Source organism: Sphingomonas xinjiangensis, assembly GCF_014199255.1.
Lineage (GTDB): Bacteria > Pseudomonadota > Alphaproteobacteria > Sphingomonadales > Sphingomonadaceae > Sphingomonas > Sphingomonas xinjiangensis.
This window is the reverse complement of record NZ_JACIJF010000010.1, coordinates 74,909-94,218: the sequence shown is the minus strand read 5'-3', so window position 1 is coordinate 94,218 and position 19,310 is coordinate 74,909. Positions and strand designations below refer to the sequence as shown.

The 19,310-nt window shown below is 63.0% G+C and carries 17 protein-coding genes and 2 pseudogenes; 14 read left to right on the top strand and 5 right to left on the bottom strand.

The features are described 5' to 3' along the window. The first annotated feature begins 13 nt into the window (after window positions 1–13). Entirely contained in the window at window positions 14–799 is a 786-nt protein-coding gene (locus tag FHT02_RS15165; protein WP_184089403.1) for a carbon-nitrogen hydrolase family protein, read from the top strand. Between the two features lie 349 nt (window positions 800–1,148). Continuing rightward, the gene (locus tag FHT02_RS15160; RefSeq protein ID WP_184089400.1) at window positions 1,149–1,970 is read left to right on the top strand and encodes an alpha/beta fold hydrolase; all 822 of its coding nucleotides are present in this window, start codon (window positions 1,149–1,151) and stop codon (window positions 1,968–1,970) included. 123 nt (window positions 1,971–2,093) lie between these two features. Here FHT02_RS15160 and FHT02_RS22250 read toward each other — a convergent pair. Together FHT02_RS22250 and FHT02_RS22245 are read right to left on the bottom strand one after the other, a co-directional pair. Beyond that, a pseudogene (locus FHT02_RS22250) lies at window positions 2,094–2,246 on the bottom strand (hypothetical protein); the annotation flags it as partial. 170 nt (window positions 2,247–2,416) lie between these two features. Beyond that, window positions 2,417–2,539, bottom strand: a pseudogene (locus FHT02_RS22245) (TetR/AcrR family transcriptional regulator); the annotation flags it as partial. A 329-nt stretch (window positions 2,540–2,868) separates the two neighbouring features. On the opposite strand from FHT02_RS22245, the gene FHT02_RS15150 reads away from it, so the two are divergent. The 3 genes from FHT02_RS15150 to FHT02_RS15140 all read left to right on the top strand — a co-directional run bounded on the left by FHT02_RS15150 (window position 2,869) and on the right by FHT02_RS15140 (window position 7,569). Then, window positions 2,869–3,477, top strand: a complete 609-nt coding sequence (locus FHT02_RS15150; protein WP_184089394.1) for an outer membrane protein — start codon at window positions 2,869–2,871, stop codon at window positions 3,475–3,477. A gap of 228 nt (window positions 3,478–3,705) precedes the next feature. Next, entirely contained in the window at window positions 3,706–4,128 is a 423-nt protein-coding gene (locus tag FHT02_RS15145; RefSeq protein ID WP_184089391.1) for a GFA family protein, read from the top strand. 1,581 nt (window positions 4,129–5,709) lie between these two features. Then, window positions 5,710–7,569: a sensor histidine kinase gene (locus FHT02_RS15140; protein ID WP_184089388.1), complete on the top strand. Its 1,860-nt coding sequence runs from the start codon at window positions 5,710–5,712 to the stop codon at window positions 7,567–7,569. 31 nt (window positions 7,570–7,600) lie between these two features. On the opposite strand, the gene FHT02_RS15135 is transcribed toward FHT02_RS15140, so the two are convergent. Continuing rightward, window positions 7,601–9,733 carry a xanthine dehydrogenase family protein molybdopterin-binding subunit gene (locus tag FHT02_RS15135; protein WP_184089385.1) on the bottom strand — a complete coding sequence of 711 codons (2,133 nt, stop codon included), beginning with the start codon at window positions 9,731–9,733 and terminating at the stop codon, window positions 7,601–7,603. Beyond that, window positions 9,730–10,197: a (2Fe-2S)-binding protein gene (locus FHT02_RS15130; RefSeq protein ID WP_184089382.1), complete on the bottom strand. Its 468-nt coding sequence runs from the start codon at window positions 10,195–10,197 to the stop codon at window positions 9,730–9,732. Before FHT02_RS15130 ends, FHT02_RS15135 begins: the two co-directional genes overlap by 4 nt. Window positions 10,198–10,461: 264 nt before the next feature. Between FHT02_RS15130 and FHT02_RS15125 the strand changes: the two genes are divergently transcribed. The 8 genes from FHT02_RS15125 to FHT02_RS15090 all read left to right on the top strand — a co-directional run bounded on the left by FHT02_RS15125 (window position 10,462) and on the right by FHT02_RS15090 (window position 16,784). Continuing rightward, entirely contained in the window at window positions 10,462–11,796 is a 1,335-nt protein-coding gene (locus FHT02_RS15125; RefSeq protein ID WP_343056964.1) for a c-type cytochrome, read from the top strand. Between the two features lie 179 nt (window positions 11,797–11,975). After that, window positions 11,976–12,317: a DUF305 domain-containing protein gene (locus tag FHT02_RS21620; RefSeq protein WP_343056963.1), complete on the top strand. Its 342-nt coding sequence runs from the start codon at window positions 11,976–11,978 to the stop codon at window positions 12,315–12,317. Further along, a complete protein-coding gene (locus tag FHT02_RS15115) occupies window positions 12,314–13,750 on the top strand; it encodes a beta-propeller fold lactonase family protein (RefSeq protein ID WP_184089376.1) in 1,437 nt (478 codons plus the stop codon). Before FHT02_RS21620 ends, FHT02_RS15115 begins: the two co-directional genes overlap by 4 nt. 56 nt (window positions 13,751–13,806) lie before the next feature. Next, on the top strand, window positions 13,807–14,217 hold the full coding sequence (locus tag FHT02_RS15110) for a PaaI family thioesterase (RefSeq protein WP_221239514.1): 411 nt from the start codon (window positions 13,807–13,809) through the stop codon (window positions 14,215–14,217). Between the two features lie 120 nt (window positions 14,218–14,337). After that, window positions 14,338–14,856 carry an isoprenylcysteine carboxyl methyltransferase family protein gene (locus tag FHT02_RS15105; protein ID WP_184089370.1) on the top strand — a complete coding sequence of 173 codons (519 nt, stop codon included), beginning with the start codon at window positions 14,338–14,340 and terminating at the stop codon, window positions 14,854–14,856. 77 nt (window positions 14,857–14,933) lie between these two features. Continuing rightward, window positions 14,934–15,416, top strand: coding sequence for a cupin domain-containing protein (locus tag FHT02_RS15100; protein ID WP_184089367.1), 483 nt, complete (start codon window positions 14,934–14,936; stop codon window positions 15,414–15,416). Window positions 15,417–15,516: 100 nt separating this feature from the next. Then, window positions 15,517–16,452 carry an NAD(P)-dependent oxidoreductase gene (locus FHT02_RS15095; RefSeq protein WP_184089364.1) on the top strand — a complete coding sequence of 312 codons (936 nt, stop codon included), beginning with the start codon at window positions 15,517–15,519 and terminating at the stop codon, window positions 16,450–16,452. Between the two features lie 125 nt (window positions 16,453–16,577). Then, window positions 16,578–16,784, top strand: a complete 207-nt coding sequence (locus FHT02_RS15090; protein ID WP_184089361.1) for a hypothetical protein — start codon at window positions 16,578–16,580, stop codon at window positions 16,782–16,784. Between the two features lie 352 nt (window positions 16,785–17,136). Here FHT02_RS15090 and FHT02_RS15085 read toward each other — a convergent pair whose 3' ends face one another. Next, window positions 17,137–17,490 (bottom strand): response regulator transcription factor, encoded by a 354-nt coding sequence (locus FHT02_RS15085; RefSeq protein WP_343056962.1) that lies wholly within the window; start codon window positions 17,488–17,490, stop codon window positions 17,137–17,139. Between the two features lie 207 nt (window positions 17,491–17,697). On the opposite strand from FHT02_RS15085, the gene FHT02_RS15080 reads away from it, so the two are divergent. Further along, entirely contained in the window at window positions 17,698–19,290 is a 1,593-nt protein-coding gene (locus tag FHT02_RS15080; RefSeq protein ID WP_184089355.1) for a PAS domain-containing sensor histidine kinase, read from the top strand. Window positions 19,291–19,310: the final 20 nt, after the last annotated feature.

The window sequence follows — 19,310 nt, the reverse complement described above, 5'->3', positions numbered from 1 at the left end:
TCATGGCGAAAGCATGGAACAAGCAGTTAAACGCGTAGCAGTCGTTCAATGGCCGGACCGCCTGGCTGTCGGCGATCACTCATGGATAACGATCCGGGCCGCTGTGACGGCAGCACAGCCCGACATCCTCGTCACCAACGAACTTCCTTTCGGCAGTTGGCTCGCCTCCCGCCCTTCGTTCGTGGCTGGCCTCGCTCGACAAAGCATACTGGATCACGATGCCGGACTCGAGGCGCTGATGGCTTTGGGGCTCCCCGCTGTCGTCTCTTCGAGGCCGGTGCAGGAGGGTGGGCGTCTCGCAAATGAGGCAGTGCTCATCGATAGCAGGGAGGTGAGGGGATTTCACCGAAAGCAGTATTTTCCTCAGGAGGAGGGCTGGCACGAAGCGGAGTGGTATAGGACCGAGGCGCGCGACTTCGCCACAGTGACAGCATCAGGTTTGCGTGTCGGGGTGCTTCTCTGCACCGAGGCGATGTTCAACGAGCACGCTCGCGCATACGGACGTTCGGGAGCTCAGCTTATTGCGATCCCTAGGGCGACCGGTAGTTCTCACGAGGCTTGGCACTTGGCGGCGCGGATGGCGGCGCTCGTAAGTGGCTGCTACGTCGCGAGCTCCAATCGGGTCGGCAGCGGCACCCGCGGTGGGCCGACCTTTGGGGGCGAAGGCTTCGCGTACGGCCCCGATGGCTCGCTGCTGGGGACGACTACGTCGGAACGGCCAATGCTGACGTTCGAGCTTGACCCGGCCAAGGTTCTTGAAGCGCGGACCGAATATCCGAGATATGTGGCCGAGCGGTAGCAGCGTGCGGGCCCTGCCGTGCAGCTCGACGAGAGCTGCGTTCGGGGTGCCAGGTCGGCGCCCCGCATGTCAGATCAGGCGTTGAGCCCGCCGTCGACGGTGATTGACGTTCCGTTGACGTGCTTGCCGCCTGGACCAGCCAGGAATGTGACCATCGCTGGGACGTCGCCACGTCGCCGGCGGTGCCGTAGCGGCCTAAGGCAAACAGGTGAAGTTGCTCCGAGCAAGATGAACGGGCGTATGATCGGCCTGAACGTTCGTCTGACGGCGCTGACCCCGCGAATGCTCAATGGCCCTCGTCACGTGCGGTATCCAAGGCATCGAAACCGCTTGAAGGGAGCATCGAACGATGAGCACGATCACGACCAAGGATGGCACCAAGATCTTTTACAAGGACTGGGGGACGGGCCAGCCCATCGTCTTCTCGCACGGATGGCCGCTGGCAGGAGACGCCTGGGACAACCAGATGATGTTCTTCGGCGCACGCGCCTTTCGGGTCATCGCGCATGATCGCCGCGGTCATGGTCGCTCCGACCAGACGTGGGACGGCAACAACATGGACCAATACGCCGACGACCTCGCCGAACTCATCGAGCAGCTCGATCTCAAGGACATCATTCTGATCGGCCACTCGACGGGTGGCGGCGAAGTGGCTCGCTACGTCGGTCGGCACGGGACCGGTCGCGTTGCCAAGGCTGTCCTTCTCGCGGCCGTGCCGCCGATCATGTTGAAGAGCGAGTCCAATCCCGAAGGAAAGCCGATCGAAGTCTTCGACGAAATCCGTGCCGGAACGCTGAAGGACCGCGCGAGCTTCTTCAAGGATCTATCGATGCCGTTCTACGGCTTCAATCGCGAGGGCGCTGCCGTCGCCGAGGGTCTTCGCGACACCTTCGTGCTGATGGGGGTTCAGGCTGGAGTGAAGGCGGCCTATGACTGCATTCACGAGTTCTCCGAGACCGATTTCACGGAGGATCTGAAGAAAATGGATGTGCCTACGCTGGTGGCGCATGGTGAAGACGATCAGATCGTTCCAATCGCGGCGGCTGCCTACAAAACGATCAAGCTGGTCCCCAACGGAACTTTGAAGACCTACCCCGGCGGCAGCCACGGCATGGCGCAGGTGACGCCGGAGGCCTTCAATTCGGATGTTCTGGAGTTCATCCGGAGCTGAGGATTACGCGGTGTTGGCTCAACCGTTCGGCCAGGTGGATAGGATCGCATCCACCACCTGGTTCGATCCCGCTCTCGAAGCGCCCGATCTTGCCTGCACCGCCAAACCCTGAACAACGGTCTGAAGCAGAGATGCGGCTGTATCGGCAGTCAGGCCCGCCGGAAGCTCTGCTTCACCGCTCGCTTTGGACAGCGCATTACGCAGGCGGCGCCTGAAAGCCTCCCGCTCTCGTGCGACCTCTGCCCGCACCGGCTCGCTATCAGGCGAGCACGCCACGCCCGCGTTCGTCGTGAGGCAGCCAGCCGGCGTGTTGCAATCCCAGTGCAGTTCAAGGGCACCCCTGAGAAGGCGTGCGGCGATGGCGCTGGGCGTCCGCTCTCCAAGGGCGCGCGGCGAAACTGAAGATACTCCCGATCGTAGCGTTCCAGCGCTCGGGGAAACAACGACTCCTTGCTGCCGAAGACGAGATAGAGGCTCGACTTCGTGAGGTTCGTCGCGGCCAGTATATCGCTGAGCGAGGTTCCCTCGTAACCTCTCTCCCAAAAGAGCCAGAGGACGATGTCGAGCACCTCGTTCTCGTCGTATTTGCGCGGCGGAGCCACTAGCGGTCCTCTCGATGAGTCGGGCTGTATATGGTTCGATCGTAAGTGACCTCAACGCTGGCGCGCGTCCGCCTCGCTTCGAGCTATCAACGCGTCCGGCGACGGCTTTGCCCGGGTTCGAGCGAAGGTCAATTCTAACCTGCCGGAGGAATGACGGTCGAATACGGAGGTGTCGTATTTCTCATCCTTCAGGATGATTCCGCTACCGCCGCGGCTGACTGCTTCAACTGGTGATCCTTTCGTAATTTCCGATGCGACGGCGGCCACTTTGGTCGCTCGGAACATGGAGATCGAAGATGAAGAGCTTCCTGATCATTCCCGCTCTGATCGCCGGCATCACCGGTCTGGCGGGCACCGCGTCCGCCCAGGAGTTCAACGGTCCGAGCGTTGGCGTCCAGCTCGGCTGGGGCAAGACGGACGTGCGCAATCCGGATACGGAGATCGGAACGGCTACCATTGACCGGACGCGTGACGCATTCGTCGGCGGCGTCTTCGTCGGATACGACCAGGAGGTGCTTCCGAGCGTCGTAATCGGTGCCCAGGCTGATCTTACCCTCGCTGCGGATGACGAACTCACGCGGCGCACGGCGACGAGCTCCGTGACCCTCGACCCGAAGCTGGCCTTCGATCTTACCCTGCGCGCCGGCTATGTAGTGGCACCTTCCACCCTCCTCTATGTTCGGGGCGGTTATGCCAATGCGAGGGTCCGCACTACCATCAGCGACCCTCGCGGCGTGCGCTCCGATTCGAGCAATCGCGACGGCTGGACGGTAGGCGGCGGACTTGAGCGCGTGATCTGGGATCGCGTCTCTGCCCGCCTCGAGTATCGCTATGCCGATCTGAGCGACGGCGACGGCAAGTTCGACCGGCACCAGGTGCTTGTAGGCGCGTCCTACCGCTTCTGAGATGATCAGGTTAGGCCGTTTGTCGGCGGAGCACGCCTCCGCCGACAGCTGAATGGCACGACCTCCACTCCCCGGCGGGCCCATGTCGATCAAGCGCCTCACATACCCTGGTATGATTTCGGCAGACGGTCGTCCGTCGCAGAGGAAGCCTACGTCGATGAAGGGTCAACGGGAGTCGATCGTCACGGCGCGAGGTAATCAGGTGGTAAATCAAGGTTAGGAGCAGTCATGTCTGGGAAGCACACTGGTCGGTGCGCCTGTGGCGCCATCCAATTCGAGTTCAACAGCGATCCCACCTTCGTCGCTGACTGTTACTGCACCGACTGCCAAAAGTCGTCAGGAGCCGTAATGTCGACCTACTTCTCCGTCCCGGCGAGTGACTTCAAACTTCTTAGAGGTGAGCCGAAGTCATTTACCTATGTGGCGGATTCGGGTAACAAACTGGATCGAAACTTCTGCCCCGAGTGCGGTGCTCGCGTGTTCACTGACAAGCTGCAAGGCTTCCCGGGCACGGTGTTTGTGATGCTTGGAGCCCTCGACCATACGGATGAGGTCAAGCCGCCCATCATGGAGATCTTCACGAAGAGGCGGATTCCCTGGACGAAGGAGCTCGACGTTCCACAATACTTAGCGCGTCCTGACGCCGCTTGATTTGGCTTGCCTGCAGGTTCGCATACTTGAGGATGATGCAATCTGCCTCAGGTAGGATCGTTTCCTCTGCTTGAGCCGGATACCTAGCAATTACCGGGTTATGCGACGCCCAGCGCCCGGTAACTGCGTGTCGGGAAGTCCCCGCCGACATGCCGAGCGGGCCGGATCCCCCCCTCCGGCCCGCTCCACGGGCCGAGCTGCAGCAACATGGCCGTTCAGCTTCTTAGCACGATGAAGGGGTTCGGCTCAAAGCATGGTGCTCAAGCGCTAGCAACGCGCGCAGCAGTTCAGCGGACTATACGCGTGTATGAGTCTCGATGTGCCTCGGTATAGGCGATACACTCGATTCAGCCGAGGTTGGCGTTGTGAGTGGCGGAAGATGGGGTGATGAATCGAGCGTGCGTAGCCTCGCGCCGAGCATATTGGGCAATCAAAGGGTCGCTCAAGCTGCTCGCGATTGTGTTCGTAAGCCCTCCTGCTGCCGTATGGGCCGAAACACCCGATCTCGCGCGATACAAGCACACGTCCTGGACCCGGGATGAAGGGGCTCCCGATGGCATCAGGGCGTTGGCGCAGACGCCGGATGGTTATCTCTGGATCGCGAGTCAGGATGGCCTCTTCCGTTTCGATGGCGTGCGCTTTGAGCGGATAGGTCCGCTACGTGCTCAGGCGCAGCTCGGGAGCGCTCCGCGAGCTCTCGCCGTTGACGCGAGGGGGCATCTCTGGATCGGATATGACCAGGGGGCGGGGGTCGCGGTTTTTCGGCAGGGCAAGCTGGTGGATACCGCGATGCCCGATCCTCCCCCCATCATTCTGAGCATCATGCCGGGCCAGAATGGGGAGATCTGGGCGAACTGGGGCGGCTGGGAGAACCGGCTCTGGCGGCATCGCAATGGATCATGGGAGAGCGTCGAGCAGCGCTACTCCCTGCCGTTCGGCGCTCTGTTCAACGGCTATTCCGCGCCGAACGGGACGCTTTGGTTCGGCCTTTGGGACCCGAGAGATCTTAGCAGCCATGCCATCTGGCTTTCTCCCGGCGCAAAGCGGTTCGCCACCCTTCCTTCTAAGGGTCGATACGCCTCCGTTGCGAGCGATAGGAAGGGCGCACTCTGGCTGTCGGACACGGAAGGAACGAGGCGGGTCGTGAACGGCACCGGGGGGGTGCTCGGGCCAACGGTTCTTCCAGCGCCACCTAACTTGGTCTACCCGACCGTGCGGTTCGATCACCGCAACGCCCTTTGGGGCACGTCTCGGGCCGGAGGAGTATTCCACGCGCGCGCTCGGAAGGGCTCTGGCCTAGGTCCTTTAGAGACCTTCAGGTCGGCTGACGGACTTACATCTGATTTGTCCAACGCGCTTCTCGTCGATCGCGAGGGAAGCATATGGGTCGGCACGGAACAGGGCTTGGATAGATTCCGACCGGTCGAGATCGTGCGCGAGTCAGACGTTCGCGTGAATCCGCGGGGAGCCATGTTGATTGCCCGAGCCGAGGACGGAACGGTCTACCTCAGCAGTGCTGACGGGATCTACGAGGTAAGGTCTGGCGATCGCCCAAGGCTTCGATACGCTGTCAGGGGAGAATTGCAGGTCATCTGCCCCGCGCGAGGCGGATCGGTCTGGCTTGGCTACACCGACCGCGCCGTCCGTCTTGGTGATCGCGGCGAGAACAGGATCACAATCCCCGGGCCGCCCGGGCCGATCCACGCCTGCGTTGAAGATGCTCAGGGAAGATTGTGGCTGACGGGCGAAGGCGCGCTGCGTTGGCACGACGCGAACGGCTGGCATGGTCTGCCGAGCGACCGCATGGGCGGGAAGGGCACCGAGGAGATCGTCACCGGCCCCGAGAGGGAGGTCGTGTTTAATGTTCGGGGGACCCGTTTTGGCATCATAGTCGGGAACTCCGCGCGTAGCTTGAGCGCCGCACGCGTAGGCATCGGCTACGTCAACGGCATCAGCCGGGGACTCGACTACGTGCTGGTGAACGGCACGACTGGGCTAGCGCGCGTTCGCAATGGAGTCGTCTCCACTCTGGAGTCGAAGCGATATCCATGGGCGGCCCGGCTCAGGGACGCGGTGCAGACCATTTCCGGAGAGACTTGGCTGTTAGGCATGACGGGTCTGGTGCGAGTTAGGACTGCGGAGCTCAATCGAGCCTTCGACAACCCTGGCTCGCCGGTGGCGGCGGAGACGTTCGACAGCCGTGACGGTCTTGCCAGCGGTCCGCAGCACTTCGGCGTCCGAGGGACGCAGATGGCGGTAGGAGGCGACGGGCGCCTTTGGATTCTGAGCCGCTCCGGCTTATACAGCCTGGACCCGTCGCAGCTCGTCCCTAACAAGGTGCCGCCGGTGGTCTCGATCACCGGGCTGTCTGCGGGACCCTTGAACATCCGGGATCCTGCGAACGCCTCTCTGCCCACGGGGACGACAAGCCTGACGATCAGCTATACCGCGCTCAGCCTTGCAGTGCCGGGGCGCAATCAGTTCCGCTACCGTCTTGAGGGCATCGACGAGGGCTGGGTGGATCCGGGAACGCGCCGGCAGGCGTTCTATACCAGACTTGGCCCCGGCACATATCGCTTCCATGTGATCGCCGCGAACAATGACGGGACATGGAACCGTGCCGGAGCCGCGACGAGGATACACATTCCCCCGACGTTCGTGCAGAGCCGCCTGTTCCTGGTCCTATGCGCGGTGGCCGCCGGCGGCCTCTTGGTGGGCCTCTATTCCGCCCGCCTTCGATACCTCACCCGCCGCATTCGGGCGCAGATGGAGGCCAGATTGGCCGAGCGGGAGCAGATTGCTCGAGATCTGCACGACACGCTCCTGCAGAGCATTCAAGGATTGATGATCCGTTTCCACGGGCTTGCCCTTCGGCCGGGCCTCGACGCGTCCACCAGAAGGGAGATCGACGAGGCCCTGGATCAGGCTGAGGCGGCGGTCGTGGAGGGGCGCGAGCAGGTCGCGGGACTTCGGAGCGCGCGGATCGTCGGGCTTCCGCGCCAACTGGACGAGTTCATCGCCAGTCTTCCAGCCGGACCGACGCCGTTCCTCCAGATCGATGGGGATGAGCGTCTGCTTGAGCCGTTGGTGATGGAGGAGGCAATGAAGATATCGCGCGAAGCGATCCTGAATGCGTCACGGCATGCAAGCGCCTCGACTATACAAGTGACCTTGAACTTTCGGGCGGACCGCTTCTCAGTGCGGGTTGAGGATGATGGGGTCGGCGTCGCCAGGGAAGTCCTGGCTGCGGGCCGCCGGGAAGGTCACTTCGGTCTTCCGGGAATGGTCGAGCGGGCACGTCGCATCGGAGGCGAGCTTAACATCCGGAGCACTTTGGGCTCGGGGACCTCGATCACCCTTCAGGTCCCCGCCCGTCTCGCCTATCTGCGCGGTCGCCGCGCCAATCGGGGGCTTACCCGAGTGAGGGCCGCTTCTCGTTGATCGGTTCTGCCGGAACAATGCCGCTTGTCCCCTAACGGTCCTCCTGTTCCATAAACTGAGTCATGATGGGCAAGCGGCGGATACGCTTGCCGGTGAGTTTGTAGATCGCGTTGCAGATCGCAGGCGCGACGTTTGGCGAGCCTCCCTCGCCGGTGCCTTCGATGGGGTCTCCGCCTTCGATTATGACGGTGTCGAGGATCGGCGTCTCCGATAGCCGCACCACCCGATAGTCGTGAAAGTTGCTTTCAGACACGCAGCCGTTCGCGATGGTGATTTGTCCGAACAGCGCCGAGGAGAGTCCCCAGATGGCAGCACCCTCCATCTGCGCAATGACGGCGTCGCGGTTCACGGCCCGCCCAGGGTCCGCGACGGTGCAGATGCGTTCGACGATGAGGCGGCCATCACGTATCGCGACCTGTGCCGACTGCGCCACTAGGCAGTCCTGCCACTTGTGACTGAGGCCGATGCCGATCGCGCTGCCCGAGGAAGTCGGGCCAGGCCACCCGCTGATCTCCACGAGCTTGTCCAATGCGGCGAGCGCTCGAGGCGTCTTGGCCAGGAGCTTGCGGCGTAGAGCCAACTCGTCGATGCCGATCTCCGCAGCGATCTCGTCGATGAAGCTCTCGATGGCGAACACCGTCTGGGAGGCGCCGACGGAGCGCCACATCCCGGCGGGAACATGTGTCTCGCTGCGCACCCATCTCGCGTCCACGTGCTGGAATTCGTAGGGAGGCACCACCGCGTCCGTCACGACGCTGTCGAACTCCTTCATGGCGACTGGATACATGCGCGCCAGAATCGAGGGGGTCACCTGCCGATGGCTGTATGCGACGATCTCCGATCCGGTGATCCCGACCTTGATCTCGGAGATCCCGGCGGGCCGATAGAAGTCGTGCGAAACGTCCTCCTCGCGTGTCCAGATCAGCTTCACCGGCCGAGGAGAGAACTGCTTCGCGGCCATCATCGCCTGCTGCACCATGTCCGTCTCCTGACGCCGCCCGAACCCGCCGCCGGCGATCAGGGGATGGTAGGTGACGCGGTCATCCGGCACCCCTAGCACCTTGGCTGCCGCGGCACGGGCGTTCGCCGGATGCTGCGAACCAAGCCAGATTTCGCCGCGCCCTCTCTCGACGCGGGCGACGCAGGACATCGGCTCCATCGTCGCATGGGCGAGGAACGGCACCTGATAGCGCCCGGTGATGACCTTGTGGGCCTTTCCCATCATCTGCTCGGGACTCCCCCGCTGCTCGACCACGACTCCGGGTTGCGCAGCGAAGTCGCGTTCAAACTGAGCCATGATGGACGCGTCGTTCACGGAGTCGTGCGGGGTTTCGGCCCACTCGGGCTGGAGTGCATCCAGCGCGGTGCGGGCGGTCCACCAGCGCTCTGCGACGACGGCGACGCCGTTCGGGAGATCGACGATCCCTCGGACTCCCTTGCGCTTCAGCACCTCAGCGCGCTGATCCGACTTCAGCTTTCCACCGAAAACCGGGGCGGCGGCGACGGCGGCGTAGAGCATCCCAGGAAGCCGCAGATCCACCGCGTACTGCGCCGAGCCATCAACCTTCGAGGGGAGATCGATCCGCGTGATCCGGGCGCCTTCGAAGCGAGGACGGGCATCGGTGCGCTCGATGATCTTCTCGGGGACAGGCATGAGGCTGATGGTCGAGGCAAGTTCCCCGTATCGAACGTCCATCCCAAGCCGGGGTCCAATGATACGGCCTGCCTGCGTCTGCACCTGTTCGACGGGCACGTTCCATCTGCGGGCTGCGGCTTGGAGCAGCATCGTCCTGGCAGTGGCGCCCGCCTTTCTGAAGATACCGTTGAACCCGGACGTGCCGGTGCTGGCGCCGGTCAGCTGTTGGAATAGGATGGGGCTGTTGTAGGCGGGATCTACGGAGGCGAGCTCCACGAGAATGCGGCCCCAGTCGGCATCGAGGGTGTCGCCGATCACCATCGAAAGCGCCGTGGAGGTTCCCTGGCCGATCTCGGCCAGGGGCGAGATCACGATCACCTCGTCGTCGGGCGTGATCTTCAGGTATGCGGTGCGGTATCCTTCTCCGCCGCGCCGGGTTCCCTCCGCAAGCACCGGGAAGGCAAGCACGAACGCACCGGCGCCGGAGGCTTGCAGGAACAAGCGCCTGCTGGTGGTCAGCTCGTTCATGCCGGAGCTCCCATGCGATTGCCCCCTCGAGCTTCCTCAAGGGCGGCTCGGACCCGGGAATATGTTCCGCATCGGCAGATGTTGGTCATGCGGGCCATGATGTCCTCGTCACTGGGATTCGGGTTTTCAGACAAGAGAGCGGCAGCGGCCATGATCATTCCGGACTGGCAGTAGCCGCACTGGGGGACCTGGTGCTTGAGCCAGAGTTCCTGGACCGGGTGCAGGCCCCCCTGGCCGAGGCCCTCGATCGTCGTAACGCGTGCGCCGTGCACATCTTCAATGGGGAGGAGGCATGATCGGGTCGCTTCCCCGTTCATGTGGACCGTGCAGGCTCCGCATTGGGCGATGCCGCAGCCATACTTGGTTCCTGTAAGTCCGAGGTCGTCACGCAACACCCAGAGCAGGGGCGTCCCGGCGTCAACCTCCACAGACACTGCTTTTCCGTTCAACTCGAACTCGGCCATATGGACCTCTGCCACTTGCGCGACCGATGCGTAGCGTCTTGGCTCGCACCTCCGCCTTCAGCTGCAGAAATCACCTGGGCGCCTGCCGGGCAATCATACGCGAGTATCTTTTGGAGCCGCCCGATGGGAAACGGGCGACAATCCCCCAACAGAGGGATGCGATTAGACGCGCGTATAAGTGCCGAGGCTCCAACTGCAGCCTAGCTCCGAGGCGAGACCGATTTGGGAGCGCCTCGTGGAACGCATCAGTTGGAGAGATCGCCGGTGACGCGCGGCAAGCGGACCTATCTGCTCGCCTTCATGGCGTCGCTCGCGGTCTTCGGAGCCGTCGTGGCTTGGCGCATCCTGGTTCTTCCGGCCCCGCTCGCGTTCGCGGGCGGCCACGAGGTCGCATTGTCGGAGTTCGCGGGGCGAATACCGACAGGCGTTCCCAAGGAACTCGACGGAGCCAGTCAGCTCGCGAAGGGGAAGTATCTCACCGAGGCAGCTGACTGCATGGCGTGCCACACCGCGAAGGGTGGTCAGCCGTTCGCAGGTGGACGGCCCTTCAAGTTGCCGTTCGGCACGCTCTTCACGCCCAACATCACTCCTGACCGAGAAACCGGCATCGGGGAGTGGACCGATGCGGAGTTCCTGCGGGCCGTGCATAAGGGCATCTCCCGTGATGGAACGCGCCTTTATCCGGCGTTTCCCTACGCCTCGTATAGTCTGATGCCGGACGAGGACGTGCTCGCGATCCGGCGCTACCTCGCAACAGTTCCGGCCGTGAAGATGGCCAATCAGCCAAACACGTTCAGCTTCCCATACAATCAGCGTTGGCTGATGAGCTTCTGGGGCGCCTTCTTCAATCCGGGCAAGCCCTTCCAGCCTATCGCGGAGCGCAGCGCCGAATGGAACCGAGGCGCATACCTGGTCGAAGGTCCAACCCACTGCGGCGAGTGCCACACTCCACGCAACCTCGCTCAAGCGATGGACACGCGCCGAAAGTTTGCCGGCGGCGTCGCGGAAGGCTGGAACGCCTACAATATCACCAGCGATCCAAGCAGCGGCATCGGGCGGTGGAAGCCGGAGGAAGTGATCGCCTACCTCAAGACCGGTCATGCGCCCGGCCGCGGGGTGGCTTCGGGGCCGATGGCGGAGGCGGTGGAGCTCAGTCTGAGCAAGCTCACCCGGAGCGACATCGCTGCGATCGCGGAATACCTCCGCACCGTCCCGGGCCGCACGACTGCCACCACGCCAAAGGTCGCTGCCGCCGCGCCTTCGCGCCCCACGGCTGGGGCAGGCTACAAGTCCAACGGAGCCCGCATCTTCGCTGACGCGTGCTCGGGCTGCCATACCTGGAGTGGTCGAGGCGCCATGGTCGGGGAGGCGCAGCTTACGGGCAATCGGGCGGTCAACGACGCGACTGCGGCCAATGTGGCGCTCATGATGCTCAATGGCGCCGGCAAGCCGGGGAACCCGCGGCGCTTCATGCCTGCCTTCCGGCACAGTTACACCGATCAGGAGATCGCGGAAGTCGCCAACTACGTGACCGCGCGTTTTGGCTCCAAGCCGTCGAAGATCACGGCCGAGGAGGTCGGCCACCTGCGGCAGGAATGAGAGAACACGCCTCCCGGCCCAGTGCACGTCTTTCGTCGATCCAACAAGGAAGTCAGAACATGCTGAAGATTGTGCAGCCTGGGTCTTGCGACGGTCCGAGCCTCGGAGGTGCTCGCCCGATTGCGAGGTGCCTCTCCTTGTTCGCGGGAGCCTCGGCCCTTCTGTTGGCGACAGCCGCCGTGGCATCCGATGGCGCGTCCTTCTTCGAGGAGGTGGATGCAGCCATGGGGCGGATGATGTCCGCCATGGAAGTCGAGAGGTCGGGAGACATCGACGCAGACTTCGTCGCCATGATGGAGCCGCATCACCAGGGCGCCATCGACATGGCGATCGCGGAGCTCCGCTTCGGGAAGAACGAGCAGCTCCGACGGATAGCCCAGGAGATCATCATCGATCAGCAGCAAGAGATAGCGGCCATGCGCATCGCGGTCGGGAAGTCGCTCCCAGCTTCTGCTCCCGCGCCGACCAACGGGAAGAAGATGACCGGAATGCATCATCAACATGAGGAGAAGACGAAGTGAAAGCCACCACAGGCCTGCTTTCAATCGTGCTCGGTGTCGGTATTGCCGGAGCGGCCAACGCGCAGCAGGCGCCTTGGGCGAAGCCCGACGCTCCGGTTGCCGCCGGGGACCGCGTATATGCAGCAGAGCAGTTTTCGAACACCGTCTCGGTCGTCGACCCTGCCACGAACCAGCTCCTCGGGGTGATCCGGCTTGGTGATCCGCAGCCGATGAACATGTCTCCCCTCTACAAGGGGCAGGTGCTCGTGCACGGGCTCGGCTTCTCTCCAGACGGGCGGCAGCTGGCTGTCGTCTCCATCGGGTCAAATTCCGTCACGTTCATCGACACGGCTACCAATGCAGTGAAGCACACGACCTATGTGGGGCGCAGTCCCCATGAGGCATTCTTCACGCCGGATGGCAAGGAAGTCTGGGTCACCGTGCGTGGCGAGAACTACGTCTCGGTCATCGACGCGACGACCTTCAAGGAGAAGTCGCGGGTCATCACGCCGGGAGGACCGGGGATGACGATCTTCTCGCCCGATGGTCGCTACGCGTACATCTGCTCCTCCTTCAATCCCGAGCTTGCCGTTTTCGACGTGCGTTCGCGCAAGCGGGTGGGCACCGTCGCCCAGCCGAGCCCATTCTGCCCGAACATCGCGGCGACTCCGGACGGCAAGCAGGTCTGGTTCACCTTGAAGGACGTGGGAAAGGCGGTGGCCTTCTCGGCCAAGCCGCCTTTCAACGTCCTGAAGGTGATCGACACGGGGCCCATTACGAACCACGTGAACTTCGCGCGGACGGCCGCTGGACAGTTCGCATATGTCACTGTGGGCGGCACCAACCAGGTGAAGGTGTTTCGGACCGACGACTTCACCCAGGTGACGACGATACCGGTAGGAAAGCTGCCGCATGGCATCTGGCCTTCGGGCGATGGAACCAGGATCTACGTCGGGCTCGAGAACGCCGACGCCCTGGCGGCGATCGACACGACAACGAACCGGGTGATGGCGGAGGTGCCCATTGGCCAGGCCCCCCAAGCCATTGGCTATGTGCCGCGTGCCGTTCCGAACGGAGACGGGCGGAGTGGGCTTGAGCCCCTAGGCGCGGCGGGCGCGGCGGCGCATCTGATCCTGACGACGGCCAGTGGCGACGCTGCTACGAGCGTTTCCCTCTTCGACCAAGGACTGACGCAGGTGCTGCAGGCTGCCGCTTCAGGGCTCCAGCCCAAGCGGCCCTACGTGCTTGCGCTTGCGGCGCGGCCGGATGGGACTGGAGATCTCCAGCCTCTCGCCCGGTTCATGTCCAATCCGGCTGGATCGGCGATCGTCAACGCGGTCGGCCCCATTCGCCAGCTCGTTTCACCCGACAAGGCCGCGCCTGCGAGATTTCTCGTGATCGCCGAGGCTGATCAGACGGGGCCAGGCCGCGTGGTCCAGGTCCAGCGGCGTTGATGTGACTATGACAAGATGGAACGTTCGGAGGTCTCCCGATGATCGCGCATAGCGGCTTGGAGATCGCGCGGAGCTTCTTGGGTGCAGGCCGGCCGCCTGGTATTGGCGAGGCCTTGGACTTTCGCCTTCTGGAGGTCGAGGTCGGCTACGCCGCCTGCGGTGGAACCCTCGGACCGCATGCGATGAATGCGACCGGCTTCGTGCACGGAGGCTACATTGCCACCCTCCTAGATACCGCATGCGGCTTCGCGGTGCTGAGCAAGCTCTCGGCGGATCAGACTTACACGACGATCGAACTGAAGGCCGCATACCACAAGGGGCTGAAGCCGGAGGTCGGCTTCATCCGCGCGGAGGGAAGAGTGGTGACGATCGGTCGGCGCGTCGCATTTGCGGAGGCCAAGCTGCTGGATCCCGCAGGAACGCTCTATGCGACTGGCACCTCGAGCCTGCTGATCATGGAGCGGTGAGTGGACGTACGGGGAGAGACGCCGCTTTCGTCGGCGACGGGGCCAGCGTCCCGCGGTCGAGTTTCAGCTCTGCACGGGGGCCTGATCCCGTGCAGGTCGCGCTAGGTCATGGAGCGCCCGATGCAGTTCATCTATCTCTTCATTGGCGTCGCCTTCGCCTATCGGATCGCCATGCTCGGTGTCTCGATCCGTAATGAGCGTTCGCTCCGGGCGGGCGGCGCGGTGGAGTTCGGTGCACGCAACTCGAAGCTGCTCGCAGGAGCCCATGTCGCATTCTATGTTGCCGCTGCGACCGAGGGCGTCATTCGCCAGCCGCCATTCGACGAGGTCACGCTCACGGGTCTCGCGCTATACCTGTTTGGCAGCGTAATGTTGTTCGTCGTCGCACGGACTCTTGGGCGGCTCTGGACCGTCAAGTTGCTGATCGCGAATGACCATGTTCTGGTCACTTCGTCTCTTTTCAAAGTCTTCCGCCACCCGAACTACTTTCTCAACATCCTGCCAGAATTAATCGGGTATGCGCTCGTCCTCCACGCTTTCCTGACGCTGGGGATTGGATTGATCATCTACATCGTTCCCCTAGCGCTGCGGATCCGAGAGGAGGAACGGGTGATGAGGGATGTATTCAGATCTTACTGAAAAAATGCGCTGATATCGACTAAGCGATGCATGCGTGTCGTGACGTCAGCGAAGATGTTTAACAACTGTGAGTTATCATGATGATGTCATCAACTGAACAGGCATTCGGGCGAGAGGCTATGTTGGACATCTTTGGTCCGATGGTGAATCTTCCAGATTCGGACGCTGATCAAGAGTATGTCGTGATCCGCAGCATCGTTCCTCCAGGTGTCGTCGTGCCGCTCCATAGCCATGGTGATCGAGAGACCATCGTGGTGACCGGGGGTCGGCTCGAAGCATGGCTGAGAGGATCTTGGGCAGCCTACGAGACTGGGGAGATCATCGAGATCCCTTCGAACGAAAAGCACGCCTTGCGAAACGGGAGCGCCAGCGAAGCGCATCTCGTACTGGTGACCACCCCACGGATGGGGCAGTTCTTCAGAGACATAAGCGCTCCGGTCGGCGCTGACGTCTCAGCCGAGCGTCTTGGTCGCTTCTTCGCGCTGGCTGAGGCCTACGGCTACTGGAACGGCGATGCTGACGAGCAGGCTGCGGTAGGCATCGCGATGCCGGATGTCTGATGGACATCCAGGCCGTGACCGACGGTTTTCCACGACATCAGAGCCGGATGACGTTGCGGGCGGTGGCAGATGGCGATCCGTCGCAGAGCGTGCGGTAGGCATGAGCGGCAAGCACCAGGTCCTCTTCCTGCATCGGCAGCTGGAACCGCTCAGGTCGATGTTGATCGGAGACTTCGACGTGCTTTGTGCTTGGGTTCCAGAAGAGTTCGAGCAGGCTCACCAGGTCCGGGCGGTCGTCGTGGCCGGAGAGGTGCCGCTCGACGAAGCACTTATAGCTGGCATGCCCCAGCTGCAGCTCATTGCCTGCGCCTCAACCGGATACGACGGGATAGATCCGGCTTGGGTGCAGGCTCAGGGCATCCTGCTGACGCACGCTCGGGAGGTCAATGATGGGGACGTCGCGGATCATGCCCTCGCCTGCATCATGGCCCATTTGCGCGGCTTGTCGGCGGGCGACCGGCTCGTTCGTGCCGGCGACTGGGCAAGCGCCTCGACGATCCCGAACAGGTCCCTGAGTTCTTTGAAGGTCGGGATCGTCGGGCTTGGAGCCATCGGCAAGCAGCTCGGGCGCAAGGCTGTTGCGTTGGGTATGGGCGTCCGCTGGTGGGGTCCAAATGCGAAGGATGCCCCCTGGCCCCGAGCGCAGAGCCTGATCGAGTTGGCCCGCAATGTGGACGCGTTGGTGGTGACCGCCCGCGCGCATCCCGGGAACGTCGGGCTGATCTCCAGTGATGTTCTGGAGGCGCTCAGGCCAGGCGGGCAGCTCGTCAACGTGGCGCGGGGCCAACTCGTCGATGAAGCTGCTCTCATCGCCGCTCTCAGGTCGGGGCGTCTAGGGGGCGCGGCGCTTGACGTGTTTCATTCCGAGCCAACCGCGGCGGCTCGGTGGGCGGATGTTCCAGCGCTGCTAACGCCCCACATCGCGGGACGCACAAAGGAAGCGCTCTCGCGGGTATCCCAGCAACTAAAGGGAAACCTCGTCGCCTTCTTCTCCGGGGAGCCCCTGCTAACCCCGCTGCTTCCTTTAGAAACGTGAAGAACGCATGCGATGGAATTGTTGCGCGGTCGCGAAACACACTGCCCTTACGGCAGCCCGGCTCGGCGCGAGAGCCGGCACCGCTTCGCCGACACAGCGTTGATGGTTTGCAGAAGGAGAAAGAGATGTCAGACGAGCCTAACGGGGATCACGTCCTCTACGTGCCTGCCTCTCCGAACGTGGGTGCAGCCGATCCGGACGATGGTCAGGAGGATGCGAAGCAGAGCGCCAGAGATCGCGCTCGGGCTGACGACCTGGCGGCTAAGGTGGCGATCGGCGACGAACTGTCGGCATATGAGAAGGTCGCTGGCCGCGGTGTGATACCGGAGTGACGTGACGGCCGCGGCGTAGCTGGTCGAGGGCAGATGTCCGGCGTTTCGATAGACGATCTGCCGCGGTTGTCGGTTGAATGCGGGACGCGAATGGCGTGCTCGCAGGCCGGCCGACGCGGGAAGACACAACGCGTTCGGCCGGCTGACGCACGCAGCGGATCGTGGAACGGCCGGCGTTCGGCGAGCTTTCGGGCTGCGCTTCGTTCGGTTGTGCTCATTCACGCCGCTTTGGGCCCAACCCTGGTTCCGACCTGAGCGGAGGTTGTCGACCTAATGGCGACAGCAGCCACTCGTAGGGACTGTCACAGTATAGCTGGCGGGCGAGATTGGTGTCAGATCGACGACCGTGGCGCTACGCGTTCAGGGCCCGCTCGATGCAGGTCACGAGGTCCTCCCCGTCGAATGGCTTCTTCAGCGTGCAGTATGCACCGGCCAGCTGAGCTTGCTCCCGAAGCGCCTCAGTCGTGAAGGCCGAAATGAGGATTACAGGTATGACGCAGTCGGCCTGGTGCATTTGCTTGAGCAACTCGATGCCGCTCATTCCGCCGGGCATCTGGACATCGCTGACAACGCAGTGGCTCTCATCCAGAGCGTTCGAGCAGAGGAATGACTCCGCCGATTCGAACAGCGCTACGCGATACCCGAGGCTTCGTATCAGCCCGTCCAACGACGATCGGATCCCCGCGTCGTCGTCGACGATAGACACAAGCGGCTCTTGGGACACTACCAATTCCTTCCCGGCGCCGTCCGTTCGGCGGGACTACAATAGAGCATAACTGCGCCGAGACGCATCGGCGCGAAACTATACGCGCGGCTAAGTTCGCTAACCAGCGCGCGCGGGAACTTTGTCGAAGAAGCGCGTGGCAGCAAGTGTGGGCTGGATCGCCAAAGCAGCTTGGTTCAGATCCCAGGAATGGATAGCGACCATGATACCGAGCCGTTTGATCCCGCCGCGGGCGGGTCCCCCCATGAGCGGATCGCCATATCCGGCCATGAGCTTCGACGCATGGTCGATGCGGTTCCGGCGGTCCTCTGCTACTTCGACCGCGACCTGATCTGCCGCTTCGCGAATCGCTACCTCGAAGCGTGGTATCTTCGAACACCCGAGTGGATGGTGGGGAGGTCCTTGAGGGACATCATAGGCGAGGAGGACTTCGCCGCTCGATCTCCGCATTTGGAGCGAGCGCGGCAAGGCGAAATCTCCGCCTTCACCACCTTCTCCCCGCTTCGGAACGGCACCTTTCGCGAAGCCGACGTGCGTTACGTGCCCAGGATGGGGGAGCACGGATTCGACGGGCTATACATCCTGACCTTCGATGTCGCCGAGTTGCACCATCGCTTCCACAGCGTCTTCGATGCAACGGCGATGGGCTTCTGGATTGTCGACCTGGCGATCCTGACGCGCATGCTGGACGAGGCCGGAGCCACGGACGCTCCCTCGCTGAGGGAGCACTTGGCAAAGGACCCTGGGTTTGTTCAGCGAGCCCTCGAGCGGACACCCATCGTGGCTGTCAATGCGAAGGCTGGGGAGATGTTCGGCATCGACGTCGATGCCGTGCGTGGTCAGCCTCTAAGCCGCTGGTGCTGCGAGGCCAGTCTGCCGGCTTTCACGCAGAACCTGTTCGCACTTCTGTCCGGGGCATCGTCCTTCGAGACGGAAACGGTGATGTCGAGATCCGACGGAAGCTGCCTAGACGTGGCCCTTACCTGCGCGTTCGCCAAGAACGCGCCCGGTGAAACGGCGGTGATCGTCGGCACCACGGACATCAGCGAGCGGATCGCGCGCGAGCATGAACTCGCCCGGGTGCAGGCGGACCTTGCTCACGCTGCCCGCGTCGCGACGCTCGGCGAGCTTACCGCATCCATCGCGCACGAAGTGAACCAGCCGCTTGCCGCAGTCCTGGCGAATGGAAACGCCGCGCTCAGATGGCTGGCGCGGCCACAGCCGGAGACGGAGGAGGTGGAGGCCGCGATACGACGGATGATATCAGAGTGCAGCAGGGCGGCCGAGATCATCGCTCGAACCAGGAACCTCGCGACCAAGGGCTCCAGCAGCGTAACCTTGATCGACCTGAACCGCATGGTCGAGGACACTTTGGAACTTGTGAGGCGACAGGTCTCGAACCTCGGCGCGGAGCTTAAGGTCGAGCTCGCACCGGACATCCCCGCGGCGCAGGCTGATCGCATCCAGCTTCAACAGGTGCTCATCAACCTCATCATGAATTCGGCTCAGGCAATGGGCGATCAAGGGGGCCTTCGCGTGATTGCCATTGAGACACGTTCGACTTCGCAAGCTGTGGAGGTTGCCGTGTCGGATACCGGTCCGGGTGTCGGCGACGATCCCGAGGGTCTGTTTGCGGCGTTCTTCACCACCAAGAGCACTGGAATGGGCATGGGCCTGTCGATTTCCAGGACAATCATGGAGGCGCATGGCGGAACGATCGGTGCGGTCAACCGGCCTGGAGGGGGTGCCAGCTTCGTCTTCTCGATCCCCACGGTAGACTGATAGTGCCGGCCATACGCAGG